The sequence below is a fragment of the Zoogloea sp. genome (genome assembly GCF_028689785.1).
In the GTDB taxonomy this organism is placed as follows: Bacteria; Pseudomonadota; Gammaproteobacteria; order Burkholderiales; family Rhodocyclaceae; genus Zoogloea.
The window spans coordinates 15853-37693 of the sequence record NZ_JAQVCN010000047.1 but is presented as its reverse complement, the minus strand read 5'-3'; the positions used below and the strand labels follow the sequence as shown (position 1 = coordinate 37693).

Below are 21841 nucleotides of genomic sequence, written 5' to 3'. Positions count from 1 at the left end.
CAGGGCAATCGCATCGACCCAGCATAACCGCCTCAAAAATCCCGTTCACATTCATGCAATTACAACCCCCCCTGTTCACCGGGCCGCATTTTGTGTAGTTTCCTGCCTTTTTGGGCTTCCCATGAAGACAGGTACAGTCATGCCGCTCACGCAGGTGTTTGTTTCGATTTCCGATCCGCGCAGCAAGCGGCATACGCAGCACGATCTGGCGGAGCTCTTGAGCGTCATGGTGTGCGCGGTGCTCAGCGGCGCTGACGACTTTGTCGCCGTTCATCTCTGGGCCAAGGCGAAACTCGACTGGCTGCGCGGCTTCATGAAGCTTGAAGGCGGTATCCCCTCCCACGACACGCTGGGGCGGGTGTTCGGGATGATCGCACCGGAAGAGTTCGAAGCCGCTTTCCGGCGCTGGGTGGGCATGGTTGTCCCGGCGCTCGCCGAAAACACGGTCGTCGCCATCGACGGCAAGAGCAGTCGTCGCACGGCCAACAAGAAGGAGGCGGACTCCCATCCGCTGCACCTGGTCAGTGCCTTTGCGGCGGGCATTGGGGTGGTGCTGGGACAAACCGCCACGGCGGAGAAGTCCAACGAAATAACGGCAATCCCCGTGTTGCTCAAAACCCTGGCGCTCGAAGGCACGACGGTCACCATTGATGCCATGGGGACCCAGACGAAGATCGCCCAAACGATCCGTGAGAAGCAGGCCGACTATGTGCTGTGCGTGAAGGACAATCATCCGGGCCTGCTCGATTCGATCATGTTTGCCGGGCTCGATCCCAAGGGTAAATTGACTCCCACGTCGGTCGATGAAGTCACCGTGACCAAGAACAACCACGGCCGCATCGAAACCCGTCGCTGCTGGGCCTACGATGCGGTGGATCGGCTCTACAACGGAAAGCAGTGGCAGGATCTGCGCAGCTTCGCCGTGATCGAACGGGAGCGCACCATGGGGGATCGAACCAGCGTCGAGCGCGCCTATTACATCAGCAGTCTTCCCGCCGATGCGGCCCGTATCGCCCGTGCGGTGAAAAGTCACTGGGAAGTGGAGAACCGGCTCCATTGGTGCCTCGATGTCCAGCTCAACGAAGACCAATCCCGCGTGCGCACCGGATTTGCTGCGAACAACCTCGCCATCGTTCGGCATATCGTGATGAATCTCCTACGGCTCAATTCGACGGTCAAGGCCGGAATAAAGAACAAGCGCCTGCTCGCCTCCGCTTCCGATGAGTTCCGGGCGGAGGTGCTCGGGTTTATGACGTAACGGTGCGATTGCCCTGACCATGGAACTCTCCTCTCTCTCCCTCACCGAATTGCGCCGCCTCAAGGGCAAGGTCGAAACCGAAATCCAGCGCCGCTCCGACACCGCCAAGAAAGACCTGCTCAAGCGCATGCAAAAGCTCGCTGCCGAGCATGGCATGAGCCTGAATGAAGTGATCGGCCAGGAAGGCTCCGAAAAGGCAGCCCCCGCCCCCCGCAAGGCTGCGGCCAAACCCGCGGTCAAGAAGGCTGCCAAGCCAGCATCTGTCATCAAGTTCCGCAACCCGGAGAACCCCGCCATCGGCTGGACCGGCCACGGCCGCAAGCCCCAGTGGGTGATCGACTGGCTGGCCCAAGGCAAGCCCCTCGACGCATTGCGCGTCGATGCAGTCGCAGCCGCCTGAAAACGCTCAGGCGCAGGCCTGCCAATTCAACGTGGCAAGCCTGCGGTGGGGGCATGCTCCGGGGGTTCGACACCATCGCGCCCCCGTTCGATAAATACGCCCACACGCCGCACGTCTTTCATGACGCCAATTTTTGCAATCGCAAGCTTAACCCACGGCGCCCCGAATTCATCGAAGAGCAATTTGACGATGAATTCACCCAGGGTTTCGATCAGATTGAACTGGTGATTGCCGAGCTCTTCCCGAATGCGCTCAATGACCTTGGCGTAATCAATGGTGTCCGCGATGTCGTCATGTTCAGCAGCCGCATCGGGCACGCCGAAGGTGAGATTCAACTCAAGGGTCTGCTCAGTCACCCGCTCCCGCGGATAAATACCCACCCGGGCCTTGACCCGCAGTGCTTCGATAAAAATGAAATCCATCGTCCGTCCCGGCTAAAATCGCGCCCATTCTAGCTCGCGCCACAATAAAAGCATGCACCTCGCGCTTCTGCTCGCCGTCGCCTACCTGATCGGCTCAATTCCCTTTGCGGTGGTGGTCAGCCGTCTTTTCGGCATGGCCGACCCCCGTAGCTACGGCTCGGGCAACCCCGGCGCCACCAACGTATTGCGCAGCGGCAACAAGCTCGCCGCCATCCTCACCCTGCTTGGAGACGGCTTCAAGGGCTGGCTGGCCGTCTTCCTGGCCGAGCAGATCGCCCCCACGGCGGGCCTCGGCAGCATCGCCGCCCCGGCAGCCGCCCTGGCAGCCTTCCTGGGCCATCTGTTTCCGGCCTTTCTGGGCTTTCGCGGCGGCAAGGGCGTGGCCACGGCCGCCGGTGTCCTGCTCGGCGCCAGCAGCTGGCTCGGGCTGGCTACCCTCGGGGTGTGGCTCGGCGTGGCCTTCACCACCCGCTACTCGTCGCTGGCCGCCCTGTGCGCTGCCGTCGCCGCCCCCGGCGTGGCCTTCCTGCTCGGGCTTGATCCCTACTGGGTGCTGTCAGCGAGCGCAATGTCACTGCTCCTGATCTGGCGCCACAAGGACAACATCAAGCGCCTGCTGGCTGGCCAGGAAAGTCGAATCGGCGGAAAGAAGAAAGAAAGCTGAAGCAACAGGCCGATCAGGCCGCAGCCGAGGGCCGGGGCGCCGCAATGTCCATCAGGCTCCATCGCGGCAGCACGGCAAAGCGACCATCGCCCACGCCCATCTGCGCACCTGCCATGAATCGCAGAGCACCGGCAAAGGCAATCATGGCGCCGTTGTCGGTACACAGCTCCATTTCCGGGTAAAAGACTTTGGCTCGCCGCTTTGCCGCCGCCTCATCAAGGGCCGCACGCAAAGCCAGATTAGCCCCGACCCCCCCCGCCACCACCAGTTGCCGCAGGCCCGTGTGCCGGAGCGCCGACATGGATTTGGCCACGAGCACATCCACCGCAGCCGCCTGGAACTCTGCAGCCAGATCGGCTTTGTCGGCCTCGCCGAAACCCTCAGCTCCGGCAGCGGTCAGCACCGCGGTCTTCAGCCCACTGAAACTGAAATCGAAATCCTTGCTGTGCAGCATCGGCCGCGGCAGCTTGAAGCGCCCCGGCGTACCCTGCAATGCAAGCCGGGCAAGGGCCGGCCCGCCGGGATAGGGCAGACCTATCAGTTTGGCCGTCTTGTCGAAGGCTTCGCCGGCAGCGTCGTCCACGGTCTCTCCAAGCAGAGTGTAATCACCCACTCCGGCAACACGCATCAACTGGGTATGCCCACCCGAGACCAATAGGGCCACAAAAGGAAACTCCGGCGGCGTCGCCGACAGCAGGGGCGACAGCAAATGCCCTTCCAGGTGGTGCACGGGAAGTGCCGGCACCCCCAACGCCACCCCCAGCGCCTCCGCCACACTCGAACCGACAAGCAAAGCCCCCGCCAGGCCGGGGCCGGCCGTATAGGCAATGCCATCGATGTCGTTCATGGCCAGGCCCGTCACCGCCAGCACCTCCCTCAACAGCAGAGGCAGGCGGCGGATGTGGTCGCGGGAAGCCAGTTCGGGCACCACACCACCATAGGCCGCATGGAGGTCGATCTGAGAATGCAGGCGATGGCCCAGCAAGCCCTGTTCCGTGTCATAAATGGCGACGCCTGTCTCGTCACAGGAGGATTCAATACCCAGAACGCGCATGGCACTTCCGCAGAAAAGTGCGCATTTTACCTTGAGCCTGCCAACAAAGCGAAAAGTGGACTTGGTAGACCCGGGCGACTTGGTTATACTCTTCGTTTTTCCGTCCAAAGAATTTTCGAGGAAGCACGCAATGCCGGGTATTCGCGTCAAAGAAAACGAGCCGTTTGAAGTTGCCATCCGCCGCTTCAAGCGCACCATTGAAAAAGTGGGCCTGCTGCCCGAGCTCCGCTCCCGTGAGTTCTACGAGAAGCCCACCGCCGAGCGCAAGCGCAAGCTGGCCGCCGCGGTGAAGCGCCATCACAAGCGCCTGCGCAGCCAGACCCTGCCCCCGAAGATGTACTAAGCAACACCCGAGTACACGCTTCCCGATCGCCACGCGATACGCGCTTTTTGCGCGAACGCGTGGCGTTTGTGCTTTTCCGCTGCACAGGCCCAACCCCTGGCCGCGCGAATCATCATCAGGAATTCCCATGTCCCTCAAGGTTCAAATTTCCGACGACATGAAGGCCGCCATGCGCGCCAAGGACAGCGCTCGCCTGTCCGCCCTGCGCCTTCTGCTGGCCGCCATCAAACAGCGCGAAGTCGATGAGCGGATCGAACTGGATGATGCCGCCGTCGTGGCCGTCGTGGACAAAATGCTCAAGCAGCGCCGGGATTCGGTTGCCCAGTACGAAGCCGCCCAGCGCTTTGATCTGGCCAGCGCAGAGCGCTTCGAGATCGATGTGCTGACGGCCTACAAGCCCGCGGGCCTGAACCCCGAGCAGATCGCCGCCATCATCGACGCAGCCTTGGCCTCCACCGGCGCCAGCAGTCCTGCCGACATGGGCAAACTGATGGCCGCGGTCAAGCCGCAACTTGCCGGCAAGGCCGACATGACCGAGGTTTCCAAGCTGGTCAAATCCCGCCTCGGCAACTAGGATTCATGGGAATGATGGCGCCCTCGCGCGCTGTCCGGACATCATGATTCCGCAATCCTTCATCCAGGATCTTCTCGCCCGCGTCGATATCGTCGAGGTCATCGAACGCTACCTGCCGCTCAAGAAAGGCGGGGCAAACTATTTTGCCTGCTGCCCCTTTCATGGGGAAAAATCAGCATCCTTTTCCGTCAGCCCCACCAAGCAGTTCTACCACTGCTTCGGCTGCGGCGTGCACGGCAGCGCAATCAGCTTCCTGATGGAATACAACGGCCTCGGCTTCATTGATGCCGTGAAGGAGCTCGCCGGCACAGTGGGCATGGAAGTCCCCGAAGACGACTTCACCCCGAATCGCGACCGAGCCAAAGAACAATCCCTCACCGAAGTGATGGCCCAGGCGGCCCGCTTCTACAAAGATCAACTCAAGCGCAGCCCGGTGGCCATCGACTATCTCAAGGGCCGCGGCCTGACCGGAGAGATCGCCGCCCGCTACGGCCTCGGTTACGCACCGGAAGGCTGGCAGGCTTTGCAGGCCGCATTTTCCGACTACAGCGCCGCCCAACTGCTCGAATGCGGGCTGGTGCTCGAGAACGAGCAAAACCGCCGCTACGACCGCTTTCGCGACCGCATCATGTTTCCCATCCAGGACCAACGCGGCAACGTCATCGGCTTTGGCGGCCGGGTGCTGGGCAAGGGCGAACCCAAGTACCTGAACTCCCCCGAGACCCCCATCTTCGAGAAGGGCCGCGAGCTTTATGGCTTGGTCCAGGCACGCCAGGCCGTGCGTGAGCAGGAGTGCGTGCTGGTTGTCGAAGGCTACATGGACGTTGTCGGCCTGGCCCAGTTCGGGGTGGGCAACGCCGTCGCCACCCTCGGCACGGCAGCCACACCCCATCACATCCAGAAGCTCCTGCGCCTCACCGACCGGGTGGTTTTCTGCTTCGACGGCGACGCGGCCGGCCGCCGCGCCGCCGGCCGCGCCCTCGAAGTCAGCCTCGAACACCTGGCCGACAACAAGACCGTCAGCTTCCTCTTCCTGCCGGAAGAGCATGACCCCGACAGCTTCGTCCGCGCAGAAGGCCCCGACGCCTTCCGCACAGCGATGACCCGCGCCCAGCCCCTGGCCGAGTTCCTGCTCGCCGAGCTCCGTAAAGATATCGACTTGAGCACCGCCGAAGGCTGCGCCCGCCTGGTCCACGAAGCCAAGCCCCTGATTACCCGCATCGCCGCGCCGCTGCTGCGCCTGCAGGTGATCAAGATGCTCGCCGAGGCCGCAGGTTTCACCCAGGCCGAAGTGGAGACAGCCTTCGGGCTGAAGTCCGCTGCTCCGCCCCCCCGACGATTCGAATCCGACCGCCCCTTCAACCCTGGCTTCCCGCGCGACTTCAGCGACGGCAGTGGTGGCGGACGTTTCCGCGGCGGGCGTCGCGGCTTCGGCAAGGAACTCCCGCGCCTGGCGCCCCGGCAGACACCATCCAACCCGGTGGAGACCCTGCTCAAGCTGGTGATCCAGCACCCCGTCTGGGCTGCCCGCCTGCCCATCGATCTGCTCCCCCACGACACCCCCGAAGGTCTGGCCCTGATCGCCATGACCGACGCCATGAGCGTCGGCGACCTTCCCACCCACGGGCTCGGCGCCCTGCTCGAACACTATCGCGACACGCCCCACGCGCCGGTGCTGTCCCGGATTTCCGGCCAGCTGGCGGACACACCTCTTGATGAGGCCATGTTGGAACCTCAGTTCAACGACACACTCTACAAACTCGAATCCAACCTGATCGAGAAAGAGATCAACACCCTGAACGCCAGAGCCCGTGAAAGCGGGCTGGAACCCACTGCGCGAAGACGGCTTGCTGAGCTGCTTTCAACAAAAGAGAAACTCAAAACCCGAGCCAAAGTATCGGATTCGTAATATAATTTTCGGTTTCGCGAAATTCGCCCGCCGAGACCTATCGCAAAGGTGCGCCAAAGCAACAGCAGAAACCTGCTGCCCGCTTGCGCGCCAACAGCTCGGACGACCAATCGAGGACAGCCATGACCACGGAAAAGCCCAAACAACCGCGCAAAGCGCCTGCCAAGCCGCGAGCAGCGAAGGTCAAGGACAAACTCGCCCCGATGATCGCCGAGGCCCCCTCGGCGGAAGAGGCTGAAGTTCGCCGCACCCGGCTCAAAACCCTGATCGCCCTTGGCAAAGAGCGGGGCTACCTCACCTACGCCGAGATCAACGACCACCTGCCCGACGATCTCGTCGACGCCGAGCAGATCGAGTCCATCATCACCACCTTCAACGACATGGGTATCCAGGTCTTCGACGTGGCCCCGGCCGCCGAAGATCTCCTCATGTCCGAAGTCGCACCCACCGTGGTGGACGACGAGCAGGCCGAAGCCGAAGCGGAGCAGACCCTCTCCGCGGTCGACTCCGAATTCGGCCGCACCACCGACCCTGTCCGCATGTACATGCGTGAAATGGGCACGGTCGAACTCCTCACCCGTGAAGGCGAAATCGAGATCGCCAAGCGTATCGAGGAAGGCCTCAAGCACATGATCCAGGCGATCTCCGCCTGTCCGACGACCATCGCCGAGATCCTCGATGCCGCCGACAAGATCGGTCGCGAAGAGATGCGCATCGACGAACTCATCGACGGCCTGATCGACCCCAACGCCGTCGAGGCCATCGAAGAGTTGGCCGAGAGCGACGACCTCGAAGTAGACGACGCCGACGAAGGCGAAGACGAGGAAGACGATGGCGGCGCCGGCGCCCAGTCTGCCTCACTGATCAAGCTCAAGGCCGACGCCCTTGAGCGCTTCGCCACCCTGCGCGGCCTCTACGAAAAGATGGCCACAGCCCTCCAGAAGAAGGGCTACCAGGACAAGACCTACATGAAGCTCCAGGAGCAGGTCTCCAACGAGCTCATGAACATCCGCTTCACCGCCCGCACCACCGAGCGCCTGTGCGACGCCGTTCGCCACATGGTCGATCAGGCCCGCAGCCACGAGCGCAAGATCCTGAATCTGTGCGTGGACAAGGCAGGCATGCCGCGCCCGCACTTCATCAAGAGCTTCCCGGGCAACGAAACCAATCTGGACTGGCTCAAGGCCGAGATCTCCGCCGGCCCCAACAACGCGCCGGTGCTGATGCGCATGCAGCCCGCCGTACTCGAAGAGCAACAGAAGCTCATCGACCTCCAGGATCGCATCGGCATCCCGCTCAAGGAGCTCAAGGACATCAACAAGCAGATGTCCACCGGTGAAGCCAAGGCCCGCCGCGCCAAGCGCGAGATGACCGAAGCCAACCTGCGTCTGGTGATCTCCATCGCCAAGAAGTACACCAATCGCGGCCTGCAGTTCCTCGACCTGATCCAGGAAGGCAACATCGGCTTGATGAAGGCGGTGGACAAGTTCGAATACCGTCGCGGCTACAAGTTTTCCACCTATGCCACCTGGTGGATCCGCCAGGCCATCACCCGCTCCATCGCCGACCAGGCCCGCACCATCCGCATTCCGGTGCACATGATCGAGACGATCAACAAGATGAACCGGATCTCCCGTCAGATCCTGCAGGAAACCGGCAACGAGCCCGATCCCGCCACCCTGGCCGAGAAGATGGAAATGCCCGAGGAGAAGATCCGCAAGATCCTTAAGATCTCCAAGGAGCCCATCTCCATGGAGACCCCGATCGGCGACGACGACGACTCCCACCTGGGTGACTTCATCGAGGACAACGCCACCCTCGCCCCGGCCGAGGCAGCCCTGTACTCCAGCCTGCGTGACGCCACCAAGGAAGTCCTGGACTCCCTCACCCCGAGGGAAGCCAAGGTCCTGCGCATGCGTTTCGGCATCGAGATGAACACCGACCACACCCTGGAGGAAGTCGGCAAGCAGTTCGACGTTACCCGCGAGCGCATCCGGCAGATCGAAGCCAAGGCTCTGCGCAAGCTGCGCCACCCCAGCCGTTCCGAACGCCTGCGCAGCTTCCTCGACAACGAAGCCTGACCGTAGCCGGGCCGCCCTTCTGCGCCCCCCCTTTTCGGGCCCATAGCTCAGTTGGTTAGAGCAGGCGACTCATAATCGCTTGGTCACAGGTTCAAGTCCTGTTGGGCCCACCATCGCATCAAGCACAAGGCCAACCCTCCGGGGTTGGCCTTGTGCCGTATCGGATTCGCCCATCTGCCCGCGGGCATTGTCATGTCTTGGGGGGCTAGCCGCCCCATTCGCTGGAGTGTGGGGTGGCGGCATCGGCGGACCAACACGATAGGGTCAGCGCACCAAGTGCAGGAGCAGGAAGTCAATCAACACGCGCACGCGTAGCGGCATGTGCCGGCTCGCTGGGTAAAGCAGCGAGAATGGTCTCGATGCGCCAGCGTAGTTCGAAAACAACTCCACAAGTCGGCCTTCTCGCAGATCTTCCTCAATAAGGAACCTGTAGGTCTGGAGTACGCCCGCACCCGCCCGAGCCAGGGTTACCGGCCCGAGGATGTCATCGGCACAGCGCAGGCGTCCCGGTGGGGCATGCTCGATGATGCGACCTTCGTGCCGCAAGAGCCACGGAACGGGCTGCCCGGTGCTTGGCAGCATGAACTGAATGCACTCATGCTGAAACAGATCGTCGAGGGTTCTCGGCTCTCCCTGGCGGCGCACATAGTCCGGTGCTGCGACGACCACCAGTTCTGCGTCTTCCAGCTTGCGCGCCACCAGCCCTGAGTCTGGTGGCGTGCGCCCACGTACAGCCAGATCAAAGCCTTCGTCGGTGAAGTCGATATTGCGGTTCGACAGGTGCAGGTCAAGTTCGATTGCCGGGTACTGCCGGGTGAACGCCGGCAGCAACGGCAGCACCCGATAGTGACCGTAAGACGTAGGCAGACTAAGCCGCAGCACGCCGGCCGGAGCAGTCTGCTCACCAGTGATCTCGCGTTCGGCCTCCACCAATTGTTCCAGCGCGTGCTGACATTGCCCGTAATAGCGCTGGCCGGCGTCGGTCAAGCGCACCTGGCGCGTTGTCCGCATAAAAAGGCGTACCCCCAAGCGAGCCTCCAAGCGTGCAATTGAGCGGCTCACCGCCGCCGCTGTAAGGCCGGTGGCTTTGGCTGCGGCGGTGAAGCCACCATGCTTGGCTGTCAGGCAAAACAGCTCAAGGCTACCCAGTTGAAGGGTTTCAAACTGGCGACTCACTATTGATCTCCATGTAATCAGTGATTTGATTCTTCGTCCGTTTATTATCACCTACGTCGTCAATAAACTTTCACCACTCAATCTCTGTTGAAAGGATCGACGATCATGAAACTGTACTTTTCCCCCGCAGCTTGCTCCCTTGCCCCGCACATCGTGCTCCACGAGGTTGGCCTGCCCTTCTCGCTCGAACAGGTCGACACCGCCCGCCACATCACCAGCGACGGCAGGGATTTCTACAAGATCAACGCCAAAGGTCAGGTGCCGGTGCTGGAACTGGAAGACGGCACCCGGCTGACGGAAGGCCCGGTGATATCGCAGTTCATTGCCGACGCGGCGCACGCAATCTCGCTAATGCCCGCACCCGGCACCCTGGCCCGCTATCGCGTGATGGAGTGGCAGAACTACATCACCAGCGAGCTGCACAAGTCGTTCACGCCCCTCTTCCGCACCGATCTGGCTACGGAGGCCAAGACCATCCTGGCTGCCACGCTGTGCAGGAAGCTGGAGTGGTTGAACGCGCAGTTGGCGAGCCAGCCCTATCTCACTGGCGCGAGCTTCACGGTCGCCGACGCCTACCTCTTCGTCGTGCTGGGTTGGGCCAAGTTCGTGAATATCGGCCTCGACGACTGGCCCCATCTGCAGGCCTTCGTCGCGGAGGTGGGCAAACGGCCCGCCGTACGTGCGGCAATGAAAGCCGAAGGCCTGCGGGCCTGAGCCCGCCTCCCCCCAGCCCCAGCCCCAGCCCGGAATACACCGTCCGCTCTCCTGGCGTCCACAGCCCGCATCAAGGGCGGTCGCCTGAGCGCAGGCCGTCAATCGGGCTGAAGTCTAGGGCTTCCCTGGAAGCAGTGCGACGACGAGCGCGACTCGCTGAGCGGTTCGCGCACTGCGTTCCACCTCTACCCCCCTTTTGAAGGAACACAAGGCATGCCCTACGTCCACATCCGAATCACGCGAGAAGGTGCAACGGCCGAACAGAAGGCCCAACTCATCCGCAGTACAACGGATCTGCTGGTTCGCGTACTGAACAAGAACCCCGCCACCACCTTTGTGGTGATCGAGGAAGTCGACACCGACGACTGGGGCGTTGGTGGTGAAACGGTCACCGTGCTAAACCAGCGTGCCCGCGAGCAGGAGTCCAAGCGATGAACGATCACGTCCAAGCCTATGCCGAGGTTGCTGCAGTTCTGCAGGTCTACTTCGACGGCCTCCACCACAGCGACACAGATCGGCTGAGCCGTGTTTTCCACCCGCAGGCGGTTTACGCAACAGCCAGTGCAGACCTGCCACTGATCCTGCGAATGGACGAATATTACCCGATCATTGATGCGCGCCCGTCTCCCGCATCACGTAACGAGGTGCGCACCGACCGCATCGACTCCATCGAATTTGTCGGGCCGGTGACGGCCTTGGCCAAGCTGCGTTGTTCAATCAGGCCACGCCACTTCATCGACATCCTGACCTTGATCCACGTTGAGAAGCGCTGGCAAATCATCGCCAAAGTCTTTCACTTCGATGCAGAGCGTCCACTCGCCACATGATCGCCAGGTTGCGCATCTTCAGAAGTACACCAGCACTCCAACCGAAAACTCGCGGATCTCGGCAAACTTCTTCCACGCGGCGCGCACCGCCAGAGCGCGATTCAGCGTGTAGTGCTGGGCCAGCGTCCACCGGGCTTCATCACTACTTTCGCCCCGGCGAAACGCCGTGTGGGCAAGCTGCGCGGAGATCTTCCAGCCTGTCAGAGGTTCGGCGATCAGGCCGGCGTTGATGCTGGGGCCGGCACGCGCCGGGTGCCCAGCCCCGTCCTCCAACGCCAGGCCCGGCAGGGCAAACCACAGGATGCGCCAAGGCCCGCGGGTTTCTGTGGCCAGACCGGCCAGGGCCTGGGCGCGAAAAACCAGGCAGTCCGGGCAGTCCCGCTTGGGGGCGGGTACCCAGCCTGCCCGGGCGCGCCAGGCCGGCCGCGGCAGCAAGGGATTGAAGGGCGATAGCGACTCGATGGAGATCAGGCTCAGCTCATTCAGGCGTGTACGGCCTGAGCCAGGGGAGTGGCGAAGGGAACCGCCAAGCAGCTCGATCGCAGCCTCCGGCGCATAGCCAGCATCGGCCTCAAGCAAGTCGTGAAAGCTGGCCCGGGCACTGAGTTCGATGAAGCCCTCACCGGCCCGTTGCCCCACGGCCAGGCCGCTGCGATGGGACGCATGCCCGGCCTCCGGGCGGCCCGCATAGGGAGCAATAGCGAGGGATGGAAGGCCCGGGCCCAACGCGCTGCGAGCAGCAAGCAGGCGATGCAGGCCTTCGTCGGCCGGGAGTGCGACGCCCCCCTCTCCCGCCTTCCCCGGCCCGTCGCCGCCCCGCTGGCGCAGGTCCACGGCCAGATCGAGGAGCAGGGCCTGGCGATCCGGCGCCAGGGCGCGAAAAACCGGCGTGTCCACATGCTCAAGGTCTGCGCCGATGGCCTGTGCCTGCGCCCGCTCCGGGGCGTCCAGGGCGGCGTAGCGCCGCCGGATTGCGCTGCCACGTGCAGGGCGCGGCGTAGCCCCCTGCACCAGCCCGGCTTCGGCATTGATCAGGCGCAGAACATCGGGCGGCGCCACCCAGAGAGCAAAGCGGTCGGACAAGGCCAGGGAAGGATCAGCCACTTCCAGCAAGGTCAGCAGCTGCCAGGCGCAGTTTTCGCTGAAGAAGTAGTAATCGAACTTGACCCCGCGCAGCTCCCACAGATGGGCGATGAGCCGATCCATCTGCCCGGCCCCGAGATTGAGCCGGTACTCCCAGATGTCCCGGTTTTCGATGTCGCTGTAGTTACGCACCAGGCGATCATAGGATTGCAACTCGAAATAGCCGGTAAAGCCCCCGGCGATGCCTCTTATGCCGTACATCAGGCCCGTGCTGCCGCTGTCGTCCGCCGCGTAGCTGACCGCGTAGGCGAGGAGCGGGGTGCCAGCCGACGCGTCGCGCCGGTCGAGGCGCAGCAGGGTGTGGCCGAAGAGCGAGGCGGGATTGTTGAGGTAGGCAGAGGTGAACACCAGCGTGGCGGCCCCGGCATCCAGCTCACTCTTCCAGCGGAAAAACGCCTCGCAGCGCTGCTCGGGGAGGCGCCCGGCGTCAAAACCCAGCGCCTGGCGAAGCCACGCATAACGGGCGACAAAGGCGCACTGGGCCGGCTGCGGCTCGGCGCCCACGGGTTCGCTTGAAAAGAAGGCGGCCAGGGTTGCGGCAAGCTCGGCGGCAGGATCGGTCTTGCCACCTGGGGCGAGAAAGAAGCGCGGGTCATCGGCATCACTGGTGACGCCGTGACCCAGCGCATTACGGCGGTAATGCAGGAGCACCTGCCAGCCCCGACTGTCGGCCAGATGCGCCTCGACCGCCCGCTGCTGCAGATCGGCGAGATAAGCAGGGTCGGCTCTCGCACCCGATGCCCACAACACCAGCCCAAAAGCCAGCAGGGCGCCGGCACGCACGAGAGCGGCCGGCGTGAAATCGCCCCTCAGTTCAGGGCGACGCGCTGGGCGAAACGCGGATCAGCACGCATTTCGCGGTCGAGTACAGCCAGCATGTCGGCGGCTCGGGTCTGCGGGCCGGGAAAGAGGCGGGTGAAGTTGCTCTGGGCAAAGGCGAAGAAGGCCGGCCGCCGGGCGGGCTCGATCTGCATCAGGCTGGCGAGCGACGACAGGTATTCACCCTGGCCGATGCTGATGTCCCGTTTCAGGTGATCGAAATTGTTCTCGGTAAAGCGGGCAATCCGCTGCTCCCGCGTCATCAGCGATGCACTTTTGGAGTCGCCACCACTGCTGCTACTGCTGTGGCTGCTTGAGCTCGGGTCGATGACAGTGCACGCCGCTGCGCTGATGGCCAGCACGGAAACGAAGGCAAGTTTAGGCAAGGTCTTCATGTTCGAACCAACCCTGAGGGGAGACATCGGGGCTCAAAGTATCGCCGTCAATACCGGGTGGGTCAATCCATGCGCCGGGGTAGCCCCGGCCGGACGGGATACAATCTGCCCCCCGGACCCAGAGCAAACCGAGAAAGCACGACCGACGATGAGAACCAACCTGCAGGTACCGTTTGCGGAGAAGGACCAGGCCAAGGCGCTGGGTGCCCGGTGGGACGCCACCAAGCGCCTCTGGTATGTACAGAACGTGGACGATCTTGCCCCCTTTGCCCGCTGGCTCCCCCAGGGCGGTGACAAGCCGGGCACCTCCGCCGGCGCAGGAACAAGCCGGAAAACCGAAGCGGCGTCCGTCGTGAAAACCGGCTCGCGCTACTTCAAGCTCGATTGCGACTGCCTGCCCTGGGTGGGCTGTGCCAGCTGCCGGCAGCAACTTGAGGCGCATAGCTGGAGCAGGCCCGGCTGACGCCAATCCAGCCAGAACTTCACGAACATACCGCCATCCGCTTCCCTTCAATCAAAAACGCACGCTCCCCTCAAGTTCCACGCATAGCAGCCGTTTTCCCGGGCAGATCCGAGCGCTCGGGCCCCAATCCCGATCTTCCGGACTGTTGTGATGGTACCCGCGCCATGCGCAGGGCCCCTTCGGGATGTTTTTTCGGGAATTCATGATGACTATCGCCCACCGCCTGCAACTTCTTGTCGGCGCAGCTCTGCTCAGCCTGCTCGTGCTCACCGGCATCAACTACCAGCAGATGAATCAGGTCTATGAACAGACCAACTACTCCAGCGTCAATGTGGTCCCCAGCATCGAGATACTCAACACGATTGCGATCGAGTTCGGCCGCCTGCGCATCCGCGTATATCGTCACGGTCTGGCGACCGACGCCGAAGAGATGGCCCGGATTGAAACGACCATTGGCGAAACCCGAAAGGCCCTGGAGCAAGCGCTGAAGGACTACGAGTCCTACATATCCAACGACGAAGATCAGCGTCTGCTGAACAACGAACGCGCCGAGTATGTGCGGCTGAATGAGCTGATCACGGCCATCCTGCCGGTGTCCCGGGCCAACCGCACCGAAGAAGTACGGGCAATGCTGGCCAAATTTGATCCCGAGGCCGTCAAGTTCAACAAGAGCATCGAAACCCACATGAAGTTCAACCAGGAGCTGGGCGTCTCGAGCGCTGCCGCAGCGGCAGCGCTCAAGGACAGGGCTACCTGGATCAGTATCGGCGTTCTGGTGCTGGCCGGCCTGCTGATGGCAGGCATGAGCGTAGCCATCATCCGCAGCATTTCGTCTCGGCTTACCCAGGCCAATCAGATGGCGGCCCGGATTGCCGGCGGCGACCTGTCCGCCCACGCCCAGGCCGGGCATGCCCAAAGCTCCGACGAGATAGGCACCCTGCTTCGCTCCCTCGAAACCATGCGCAGCGAGCTGGCACGGACGATCACCGAGGTCATCTCGAACTCCCATGACGTGGCCAGCTCTGCCAGCCAGCTATCCAGCGCGGCCCAGCAGGTGTCAATCAGCAGCGAACAGCAGTCCAGCGCCACCTCCTCGGCCGCAGCAGCGGTAGAGCAGCTCACCGTGAGCATCGACCATGTCGGCTCCAGTGCCGACGACGCCAGCGCCCGTGCCGCCGAAGCCGGCAGCCAGGCCGTGCTGAGCGGCAAGGGTGTGGATGCCGCGGCAGAGCGGATCGGCCGGGTGGCCGAGCAGGTCGAGACCACCGCCGGGCAGATGCTGGCTCTCTCCGAGCAAGTCCAGCAGATCGACAAGATCACCGTGGTGATCCGCGAGGTGGCCGACCAGACCAACCTCCTGGCTCTCAACGCCGCCATCGAGGCCGCCCGCGCTGGCGAACAGGGCCGCGGCTTTGCCGTGGTGGCCGACGAGGTGCGCAAGCTGGCCGAACGCACCACCAGTTCGGTCCAGGAGATCAGCTCGGTGATCAGCACCATCCAGCACGGTGCGGCCGGAGCGGTGAGCAGCATGCAGTCCAGCCGGACGCTGGTTAGCGAGGTGGTGCTCGCGGCCAGCACGGCGAGCGAGTCGATGACCGGGATCTGCCACTCCGCCTCCACCATGCAGGGCGCCATCGACAACATTTCCGACGCCCTGCGCGAGCAACGCGGCGCCTCCACCGAGCTGGCTCGCAACGTCGAAGCCATCGCCCAGATGTCGGAAGAAAACTCCGCCGCCGTCGGTTCGGTGGCCAGCACCGCCCACCGCCTGCTTACCGTAGCAGACAGCCTGAAGAGCAGTGTTTCGCGCTTCCGGGTTTGAAGCCACGGCACGCTGCGACACTATGACGCACCGCTTTGGTGCGTCATCTTGCTGCAAATCAAACCCCGCATTCCCTGCAAAACCTAAGGTGGCGCTCTCTTGAAAACCCAGGGAGCCCACCTCCATGCCTCAACCCGCATCCCGCTGGCACGCCCGCCTGCCCGTCGCCTTCGCCATTTCCTGCGCCTTTCCGGCCTACGCTGACACCACCCTGCGGGAAGTCGTGGTCACCGCCCCCGCCATGGAGGCGCCGCTCACCGTCAGCACCGACCCCCGCGCCCCGCGCCAACCTGTGCCTGCCCACGACGGCGCCGACTACCTGAAGAACATCCCCGGCTTCTCGGTGATCCGCAAGGGCGGCACCGACGGTGACCCGGTGTTCCGCGGCATGGCCGCCTCGCGCCTGGGCATCCTGCTGGATGGAGAGATGATCCTGGGCGGCTGCGGCATGCGCATGGACCCACCCACCGCCTACGTCTTCCCCGAAGCCTTCGACCGCATCACCGTACTGAAAGGCCCGCAGACGGTGAAGTACGGCCCCGGCAACAGCGCCGGAGTCGTGCTCTTCGAACGCACGCCAAAAGTCCGCAAGGCCTTCTCCGCCTATGCCGAAGGCAGCCTGCTGGCCGGCAGCTTCGGACGCAACGACCAGGTGCTGGAAGCAGGCGTCGGCAATGAACGCTACTACGGCGAGATCACCGGTACCCACTCCCACAGCCAGGACTACAAGGACGGCGCCGGGCGCCAGGTGCACTCCCGCTACGACCGCTGGAGCGTGAGCGGCGCAGTGGGGCTGACTCCGGATGAGAACACCCGCATCGAACTGAGCTTTGCCAAGAGCGACGGCTACGCCGCCTACGCCGACCGCAGCATGGATGGCACCGCCTTCGACCGGACCAACGTGGGGCTGAAGTTCGAGAAGTCCCGCATCAGCCCGCTGCTCGCCAAGCTTGAGGGCCAGATTTACCGCAACTACGTGGATCACGTGATGGACAACTACAGCCTGCGCAGCGCCACGGGCATGAAGATGGTCAGCAACCCCGACCGGGAAACCCGTGGCGGGCGTGTCGCCGCCACCCTCGACCTGAGCCCCCGCAGCACCCTGGAAACCGGCATCGACTTCCAGACCAATGACCACACCCTGCGCAGCGCCAGCGGCACTGCCGTTTCCGGCTACGACAGCCTGAGCCGGCGCCCCGACATGCGCTTCAACACCTGGGGCGTGTTTGGCGAGTTGACTCACGAAATCAACGCCGCCCACCGCCTGATTGGCGGCGCACGCCTGGACTGGAGCGAAGCCGAAGACCAACGCAGCGGCAAGGCCACCTCGGGGCGCAGGGACAAGGACACCCTCAAGGCCGGCTTCCTGCGCTGGGAAAACGCCTTTACGCCCACCACCACCCTGTACGCCGGCCTCGGCCACAGCGAGCGGGCCGCCGACTACTGGGAACGCACCAAGGCACCGGGTGCCACCTCGATGATGATGACCGGCACGGCCAGCACCTTCTTTCTGAAACCTGAAAAGACCACCCAACTCGACACCGGCGCCATCTACGCTGCCGGCCCGCTGCGCGCCTCCGCGTCCCTGTTCTACGCAAAGCACAAGGACTTCATCCAGATCCGCCAGATCAACGCCTTCGCCACCGATGCCCTCAACATCGACGCCACCACCTACGGCCTGGAAGGCGACATGAGCTACGCCCTGGGGAATTTCTGGAAGGCCTGGGGCACCCTGGCCTGGGTGCATGGCGAGAACGACAGCAGCGGCAAGCCCCTGTCCCAGATTCCACCCCTGGAAGGCCGCCTCGGCGCCGGCTACGACGACAAGACGTGGAACGCCGGCGCACTGCTGCGCATGGTGCAGGGCCAGAAGCGCTACGACACCGGCTACGGCAACGTGGTGGGTCAGGACATCGGTGCCTCGGCAGGCTTTGCCATCGTCTCTCTGAACGCCGGCTACCGACCGCGCAAGGGCGTGCTGTTCACCGCCGGGGTGGACAACCTGTTCGACCGGACCTACGCGGAGTACATCAGCCGTAGCGGCGCCATGGTGGGCGGCTTTACCCAGACCACCCGGGTTAACGAACCCGGCCGGACCCTGTGGCTGAAGGCCAATATTGCACTGAACTGAAGACTGCCGACCTGCGGCTCATGCCTGGACGCAGAGTCCGGGCAAGGAGCCCAGGTCGAGCCCACCATGGCCTGCAACCAGCAGGTAGCAAAGCCCTCGGGCAGAGTCGGCAGCGGCCCCACGCCCGGCCCGTGCAGGTGCTTCGGCGGCCTGTCTAGTGACGAGCGTCAGCCCAGCAGCGCGACCGACTTGATCTGCGCCACGACCATCATGCCCTCGACCAGCCCAAGCTGATCCCGAGAGAGACGCGTGATCCTCGCCAGCAGGGGGGTTCCTGCCACATCCAGGCTGACCAGGCACTGGGCCGGATGAGCGGCCTCTCCAAAGCCGACGATGCGGGCCGGCAGGCGATTGACGATGCTCGAACGCCTATCGCCGGCCAAGGCGATACTCACGTCCCGCGCCTGGATCTTGATACGCGCCGCGGCCCCCACGGCAAGCGCCTTGCGGGTCACCTGAATGAGCCCGCCGGCAAAACCCAGGCAGGTCAGCTGATAGGCCTCGTCGTGGGACAGCACCCGGGCATCCACCCGCACGGCGGCCTCTTCGTCCCGGGCCAGAGGCAGATCGAGGCGGGTCAGCACCTCGCCGGTGGGAGCGCTGGCCAGTACCTGCCCCTGCTCCAGCAGCACCAAGTGATCAGCCAGGCGGGCTACCTCGTCCGGCGAATGGCTCACGTACAGCACCGGAATGGCCAACTCATCATGCAGGCGCTCGAGATAGGGCAGGATCTCGTGCTTGCGCCTGGCGTCAAGGGCGGCCAAAGGCTCGTCCATCAACAACAGGCGCGGGCTGGTAAGCAGGGCCCGGGCGATTGCCACGCGCTGGCGCTCGCCACCGGACAAAGCCTCGGTGCCCCGCTCCAGCAGGTGGCCGATACCCAGTAATTCAAGCGCCGCGTCCCAACCCACCCTGCGCTCGACCGGGGCGATGCGCTTGAGGCCGAACTCCAGGTTGGCCCGCACCGACAGATGAGCAAACAGGCTGGCCTCCTGGAAGACATAGCCCAGGGCACGCCGATGCGTCGGCAGAAAGAAGCTCCGGGCGTCGTCCTGCCAGCATTCGCCATTGATCTCAACCCGCCCCACCCCACGGGCCAACCCCGCCACACAGCGTAGCAGGGTGGTCTTGCCGGAGCCGGACGGGCCAAACAGCGCGGTCACGCCCCGCCCGGGCAGGGTCAGATCCGCCTCCAGCACGAAGTCCGCCAGGGGCAGGCGGCAGGCCACATGCACGCCGCTCATCGCCCAGCCCCCAAGGTGTTGCGGGCACCACCCACGGTGTACAGCGCCAGCAGCACCACAAACGAGAAACCGAGCAGCAGCGCCGCCAGCCCGTGGGCCTGCCCATACTCCAGCGCCTCCACGTGGTTGTAGATCTGCATCGAGATCACCCGGGTTTTGTCGGGGATGTTGCCGCCGATCATCAGCACCACGCCGAACTCACCCACGGTATGGGCAAAGCCCAGGATGGCCGCGGTGATGAAGCCGGGCCGGGCCAGGGGCAGTGCCACGGTGAAGAAAGTGCGCAAGGGAGAAGCCCGCAGGGTCGCCGCCACCTCCAGGGGCCGATCTCCCATGGCCATAAAGGCGTTCTGTACCGGCTGCACGACGAAAGGCAGGGAATACAGGATGGAAGCCACCACCAGGCCGGTGAAGGTGAAGGGCAGACGCCCCAGGCCGACTGCGTCGGTGAAGCGCCCGATGGCTCCCTGCGGCCCCATCAGCACCAGCAGGTAGAAGCCCAGCACAGTGGGCGGCAAGACGATGGGCAGAGAAACGATTGCGCCCACCACGCCGCGCAGGCGGGAGCGGCTGCGTGCCAGCCACCAGGCTATTGGCGTGCCGATGATCAGCAACAACACCGTGACAATGCTGGCCAGCTCCAGGGTCAGCCGGATCGCCGACCAGTCATCTGCACTCAGGTGCATTGCTCAGAGATCGTAGCCGTAAGACTTGATGATGTCGGCGGCAGTCTTCGATCTGAGGAAGCCCGCCAGCGCCTCCACTGCCGCATTGCCCTTGCCCCGGGCAAGTACCACCGCGTCCTGCCGGATCTGAGTGTAGTGGCGGGCGGGCACCAGCCAGTAGGAGCCATCAATCAGCTTGCCGTCCTTGTGGATCTGGGAAAACGCGATGAAACCCAGCTCGGCGCTGCCCGAGGTGACGAATTGCTGGGCCTGGGTGATGCTCTCACCCATGACGATCTTGGACCGAAGGCTGTCTGCCATGCCAAGCGCCTTGAGCGTCTCGGTGGCGGCCAGGCCGTAGGGTGCCAGTTTGGGGTTGGCGATGGACAGGTGCTCGAACTTGCCGTTCTTGAGCACTTCGCCCTTGTCGTCCACAAAACCCGGCTTCGGCGACCACAGCACGAGCTTGCCGATGGCGTAGGTGAACTGGCTGCCAGCCACACCGTCGCCCTCCTTCACCAGCTTCGTCGGCGTTTCATCATCAGCCGCCAGCAGCAGCTGGAAGGGCGCCCCGGACTTGATCTGGGCGTAGAACTTGCCAGTAGAGCCGAAGATCAGTTGGGCCTTGTGACCAGTGGCCTTCTCGAACTCCACGGCGATCTTCTGCATCGGCGCGGTAAAGTTGGCGGCCACGGCCACCGAAACCTCCTCGGCACGAGCCGTAAGGGTGGCACCGGCAAGCAGGGCAAAAAGGGCAAGACGTCGAACGACGGGTTTCATGGTGCAGCTCCGAAAAAAAGTAGGTAGAAAACAGCTCAGTCAAAGACGGCAAGAATCACCGAGGTGGCCTGGAAGACCGCGCAGGCCATGCTGCCCACCTGGAGATCCAGGTTGCCGATGCTGTCGTGGGTCACCACCGAAGTGATGTTGCGGCCGCTGGGCAGGGTGATGGTCACCTCGGAGCTCACCGGCCCCTCGTGGATGGCGGTGACCTCGCCCCACAGATGATTGCGGGCGGTGGTACGGGTCTGGGGGTCGGTGATGATCAGCACCGAGGGCGCCTTGACGAAGGCGTGCACCTCGCGACCAATGCCCAGTTCCAGGTTCTCGGCGCTGGCCCGGGTGATCACCGCCACCACCTCGTTGGCGTCATCCAGGCGCACACGCACTTCGAAGCTGACCTCTCCTTCGCGCAGCCCCGACACCGTGCCCACGAACTGGTTGCGCGCGCTGGTGCGCATGGACATGCGCCGGAGCAGGGTCTGAAACTGGCGCACATTGGTCTCGCCCCCCTCGCCCAGCCGCGACGACAGGCGGTCGATGGCCTGCTGGTATTCCTGCTCCACCGCCCGGTACATGGCGATCACCCGCCGCCCGTAGTCGGTGAGGCTGGTGCCGCCCCCGTGCTTGCCGCCCACGGAACGTTCCACCAGGGGCGCCTCGGCCAGGTTGTTCATGGCGTCCACGGCATCCCACGCCGCTTTGTAGGACAGGGGCACGGCCTTCGCCGCCTGGGAGATGGAGCCATAACGGTCGATCGCTTCGAGCAGGCGAATCCGGGTGTCACCCAGGAAAGTGCCAAACTCGGTATCGACTGTCAGCTTTCCGACAAGCTTGTGCTGAACCGGACGCCGGATCGTCATCAATACACCTATATAGATAGCTACACAACGTAACGTACTTTACTTCAGCAAATAGCGGGCCACAAATGCTGCACTGCGCTATGGTTGCAGAGCG

At 63.7% G+C, this 21841-nt stretch carries 22 protein-coding genes and 1 tRNA gene; 14 read left to right on the top strand and 9 right to left on the bottom strand.

Translation table 11 applies throughout. From position 1 onward, the window contains the following. Positions 1 to 121: 121 nt before the first annotated feature. Positions 122 to 1258, top strand: a complete 1137-nt coding sequence (locus tag PHI64_RS17270) for an ISAs1 family transposase (RefSeq protein ID WP_299885357.1) — start codon at positions 122 to 124, stop codon at positions 1256 to 1258. A 19-nt stretch (positions 1259 to 1277) separates the two neighbouring features. Then, the gene (locus tag PHI64_RS17265; protein WP_299885354.1) at positions 1278 to 1658 is read left to right on the top strand and encodes an H-NS histone family protein; all 381 of its coding nucleotides are present in this window, start codon (positions 1278 to 1280) and stop codon (positions 1656 to 1658) included. Positions 1659 to 1684: 26 nt separating this feature from the next. On the opposite strand, the gene PHI64_RS17260 is transcribed toward PHI64_RS17265, so the two are convergent. Continuing rightward, a complete protein-coding gene (locus tag PHI64_RS17260; RefSeq protein WP_299885352.1) occupies positions 1685 to 2080 on the bottom strand; it encodes a dihydroneopterin aldolase in 396 nt (131 codons plus the stop codon). Positions 2081 to 2132: 52 nt separating this feature from the next. Here PHI64_RS17260 and plsY point away from each other — a divergent pair, with 52 nt between their 5' ends. Further along, positions 2133 to 2744, top strand: coding sequence for a glycerol-3-phosphate 1-O-acyltransferase PlsY (plsY, locus tag PHI64_RS17255; protein WP_299885349.1), 612 nt, complete (start codon positions 2133 to 2135; stop codon positions 2742 to 2744). A gap of 13 nt (positions 2745 to 2757) precedes the next feature. On the opposite strand, the gene tsaD is transcribed toward plsY, so the two are convergent. Next, entirely contained in the window at positions 2758 to 3798 is a 1041-nt protein-coding gene (gene tsaD / locus PHI64_RS17250; RefSeq protein ID WP_299885347.1) for a tRNA (adenosine(37)-N6)-threonylcarbamoyltransferase complex transferase subunit TsaD, read from the bottom strand. A 130-nt stretch (positions 3799 to 3928) separates the two neighbouring features. Between tsaD and rpsU the strand changes: the two genes are divergently transcribed. From rpsU to PHI64_RS17225, 5 genes are all read left to right on the top strand, one after another. Then, on the top strand, positions 3929 to 4141 hold the full coding sequence (gene rpsU / locus PHI64_RS17245) for a 30S ribosomal protein S21 (protein WP_079432811.1): 213 nt from the start codon (positions 3929 to 3931) through the stop codon (positions 4139 to 4141). A gap of 127 nt (positions 4142 to 4268) precedes the next feature. Next, complete coding sequence (locus PHI64_RS17240; RefSeq protein ID WP_299885344.1) at positions 4269 to 4715, top strand: GatB/YqeY domain-containing protein; 447 nt, start codon at positions 4269 to 4271, stop codon at positions 4713 to 4715. A 43-nt stretch (positions 4716 to 4758) separates the two neighbouring features. Next, entirely contained in the window at positions 4759 to 6624 is a 1866-nt protein-coding gene (gene dnaG / locus PHI64_RS17235; protein ID WP_299885341.1) for a DNA primase, read from the top strand. Between the two features lie 122 nt (positions 6625 to 6746). After that, positions 6747 to 8705, top strand: a complete 1959-nt coding sequence (rpoD, locus tag PHI64_RS17230) for an RNA polymerase sigma factor RpoD (protein ID WP_299885338.1) — start codon at positions 6747 to 6749, stop codon at positions 8703 to 8705. A 36-nt stretch (positions 8706 to 8741) separates the two neighbouring features. Continuing rightward, positions 8742 to 8818, top strand: a tRNA-Ile gene (locus PHI64_RS17225). Between the two features lie 151 nt (positions 8819 to 8969). Here PHI64_RS17225 and PHI64_RS17220 read toward each other — a convergent pair. Then, positions 8970 to 9881, bottom strand: coding sequence for a LysR family transcriptional regulator (locus tag PHI64_RS17220; protein ID WP_299885336.1), 912 nt, complete (start codon positions 9879 to 9881; stop codon positions 8970 to 8972). A 105-nt stretch (positions 9882 to 9986) separates the two neighbouring features. Here PHI64_RS17220 and gstA point away from each other — a divergent pair, with 105 nt between their 5' ends. The 3 genes from gstA to PHI64_RS17205 all read left to right on the top strand — a co-directional run bounded on the left by gstA (position 9987) and on the right by PHI64_RS17205 (position 11422). After that, positions 9987 to 10595 carry a glutathione transferase GstA gene (gene gstA / locus PHI64_RS17215; protein WP_299885333.1) on the top strand — a complete coding sequence of 203 codons (609 nt, stop codon included), beginning with the start codon at positions 9987 to 9989 and terminating at the stop codon, positions 10593 to 10595. Between the two features lie 213 nt (positions 10596 to 10808). Then, positions 10809 to 11030, top strand: coding sequence for a 4-oxalocrotonate tautomerase family protein (locus tag PHI64_RS17210; RefSeq protein ID WP_299885330.1), 222 nt, complete (start codon positions 10809 to 10811; stop codon positions 11028 to 11030). After that, complete coding sequence (locus tag PHI64_RS17205; RefSeq protein WP_299885327.1) at positions 11027 to 11422, top strand: nuclear transport factor 2 family protein; 396 nt, start codon at positions 11027 to 11029, stop codon at positions 11420 to 11422. The genes PHI64_RS17210 and PHI64_RS17205 overlap by 4 nt, the downstream gene beginning before the upstream one ends. 18 nt (positions 11423 to 11440) lie before the next feature. Here PHI64_RS17205 and PHI64_RS17200 read toward each other — a convergent pair whose 3' ends face one another. Then, positions 11441 to 13348, bottom strand: a complete 1908-nt coding sequence (locus PHI64_RS17200) for a DUF4105 domain-containing protein (RefSeq protein WP_299885324.1) — start codon at positions 13346 to 13348, stop codon at positions 11441 to 11443. Between the two features lie 26 nt (positions 13349 to 13374). Further along, on the bottom strand, positions 13375 to 13779 hold the full coding sequence (locus PHI64_RS17195; protein WP_299885321.1) for a DUF3015 family protein: 405 nt from the start codon (positions 13777 to 13779) through the stop codon (positions 13375 to 13377). 148 nt (positions 13780 to 13927) lie between these two features. Here PHI64_RS17195 and PHI64_RS17190 point away from each other — a divergent pair, with 148 nt between their 5' ends. The 3 genes from PHI64_RS17190 to PHI64_RS17180 all read left to right on the top strand — a co-directional run bounded on the left by PHI64_RS17190 (position 13928) and on the right by PHI64_RS17180 (position 18195). After that, complete coding sequence (locus PHI64_RS17190; protein WP_299885318.1) at positions 13928 to 14242, top strand: DUF5710 domain-containing protein; 315 nt, start codon at positions 13928 to 13930, stop codon at positions 14240 to 14242. 205 nt (positions 14243 to 14447) lie between these two features. Then, positions 14448 to 16064, top strand: a complete 1617-nt coding sequence (locus tag PHI64_RS17185) for a methyl-accepting chemotaxis protein (RefSeq protein ID WP_299885315.1) — start codon at positions 14448 to 14450, stop codon at positions 16062 to 16064. A gap of 124 nt (positions 16065 to 16188) precedes the next feature. Then, positions 16189 to 18195 (top strand): TonB-dependent copper receptor, encoded by a 2007-nt coding sequence (locus tag PHI64_RS17180; RefSeq protein ID WP_299885312.1) that lies wholly within the window; start codon positions 16189 to 16191, stop codon positions 18193 to 18195. 167 nt (positions 18196 to 18362) lie between these two features. Here the strand turns inward: PHI64_RS17180 and modC are convergent, their stop codons facing one another. From modC to PHI64_RS17160, 4 genes are read right to left on the bottom strand one after another with little or no spacing between them, the layout of a single operon-like run. Next, a complete protein-coding gene (gene modC, locus PHI64_RS17175; protein ID WP_299885307.1) occupies positions 18363 to 19439 on the bottom strand; it encodes a molybdenum ABC transporter ATP-binding protein in 1077 nt (358 codons plus the stop codon). Next, a complete protein-coding gene (modB, locus tag PHI64_RS17170) occupies positions 19436 to 20125 on the bottom strand; it encodes a molybdate ABC transporter permease subunit (RefSeq protein ID WP_299885304.1) in 690 nt (229 codons plus the stop codon). Before modB ends, modC begins: the two co-directional genes overlap by 4 nt. Before the next feature lie 3 nt (positions 20126 to 20128). Continuing rightward, positions 20129 to 20884 (bottom strand): molybdate ABC transporter substrate-binding protein, encoded by a 756-nt coding sequence (gene modA, locus PHI64_RS17165; RefSeq protein ID WP_299885301.1) that lies wholly within the window; start codon positions 20882 to 20884, stop codon positions 20129 to 20131. Between the two features lie 35 nt (positions 20885 to 20919). Continuing rightward, the gene (locus PHI64_RS17160; RefSeq protein ID WP_299885298.1) at positions 20920 to 21747 is read right to left on the bottom strand and encodes a TOBE domain-containing protein; all 828 of its coding nucleotides are present in this window, start codon (positions 21745 to 21747) and stop codon (positions 20920 to 20922) included. Between the last annotated feature and the right edge of the window lie 94 nt (positions 21748 to 21841).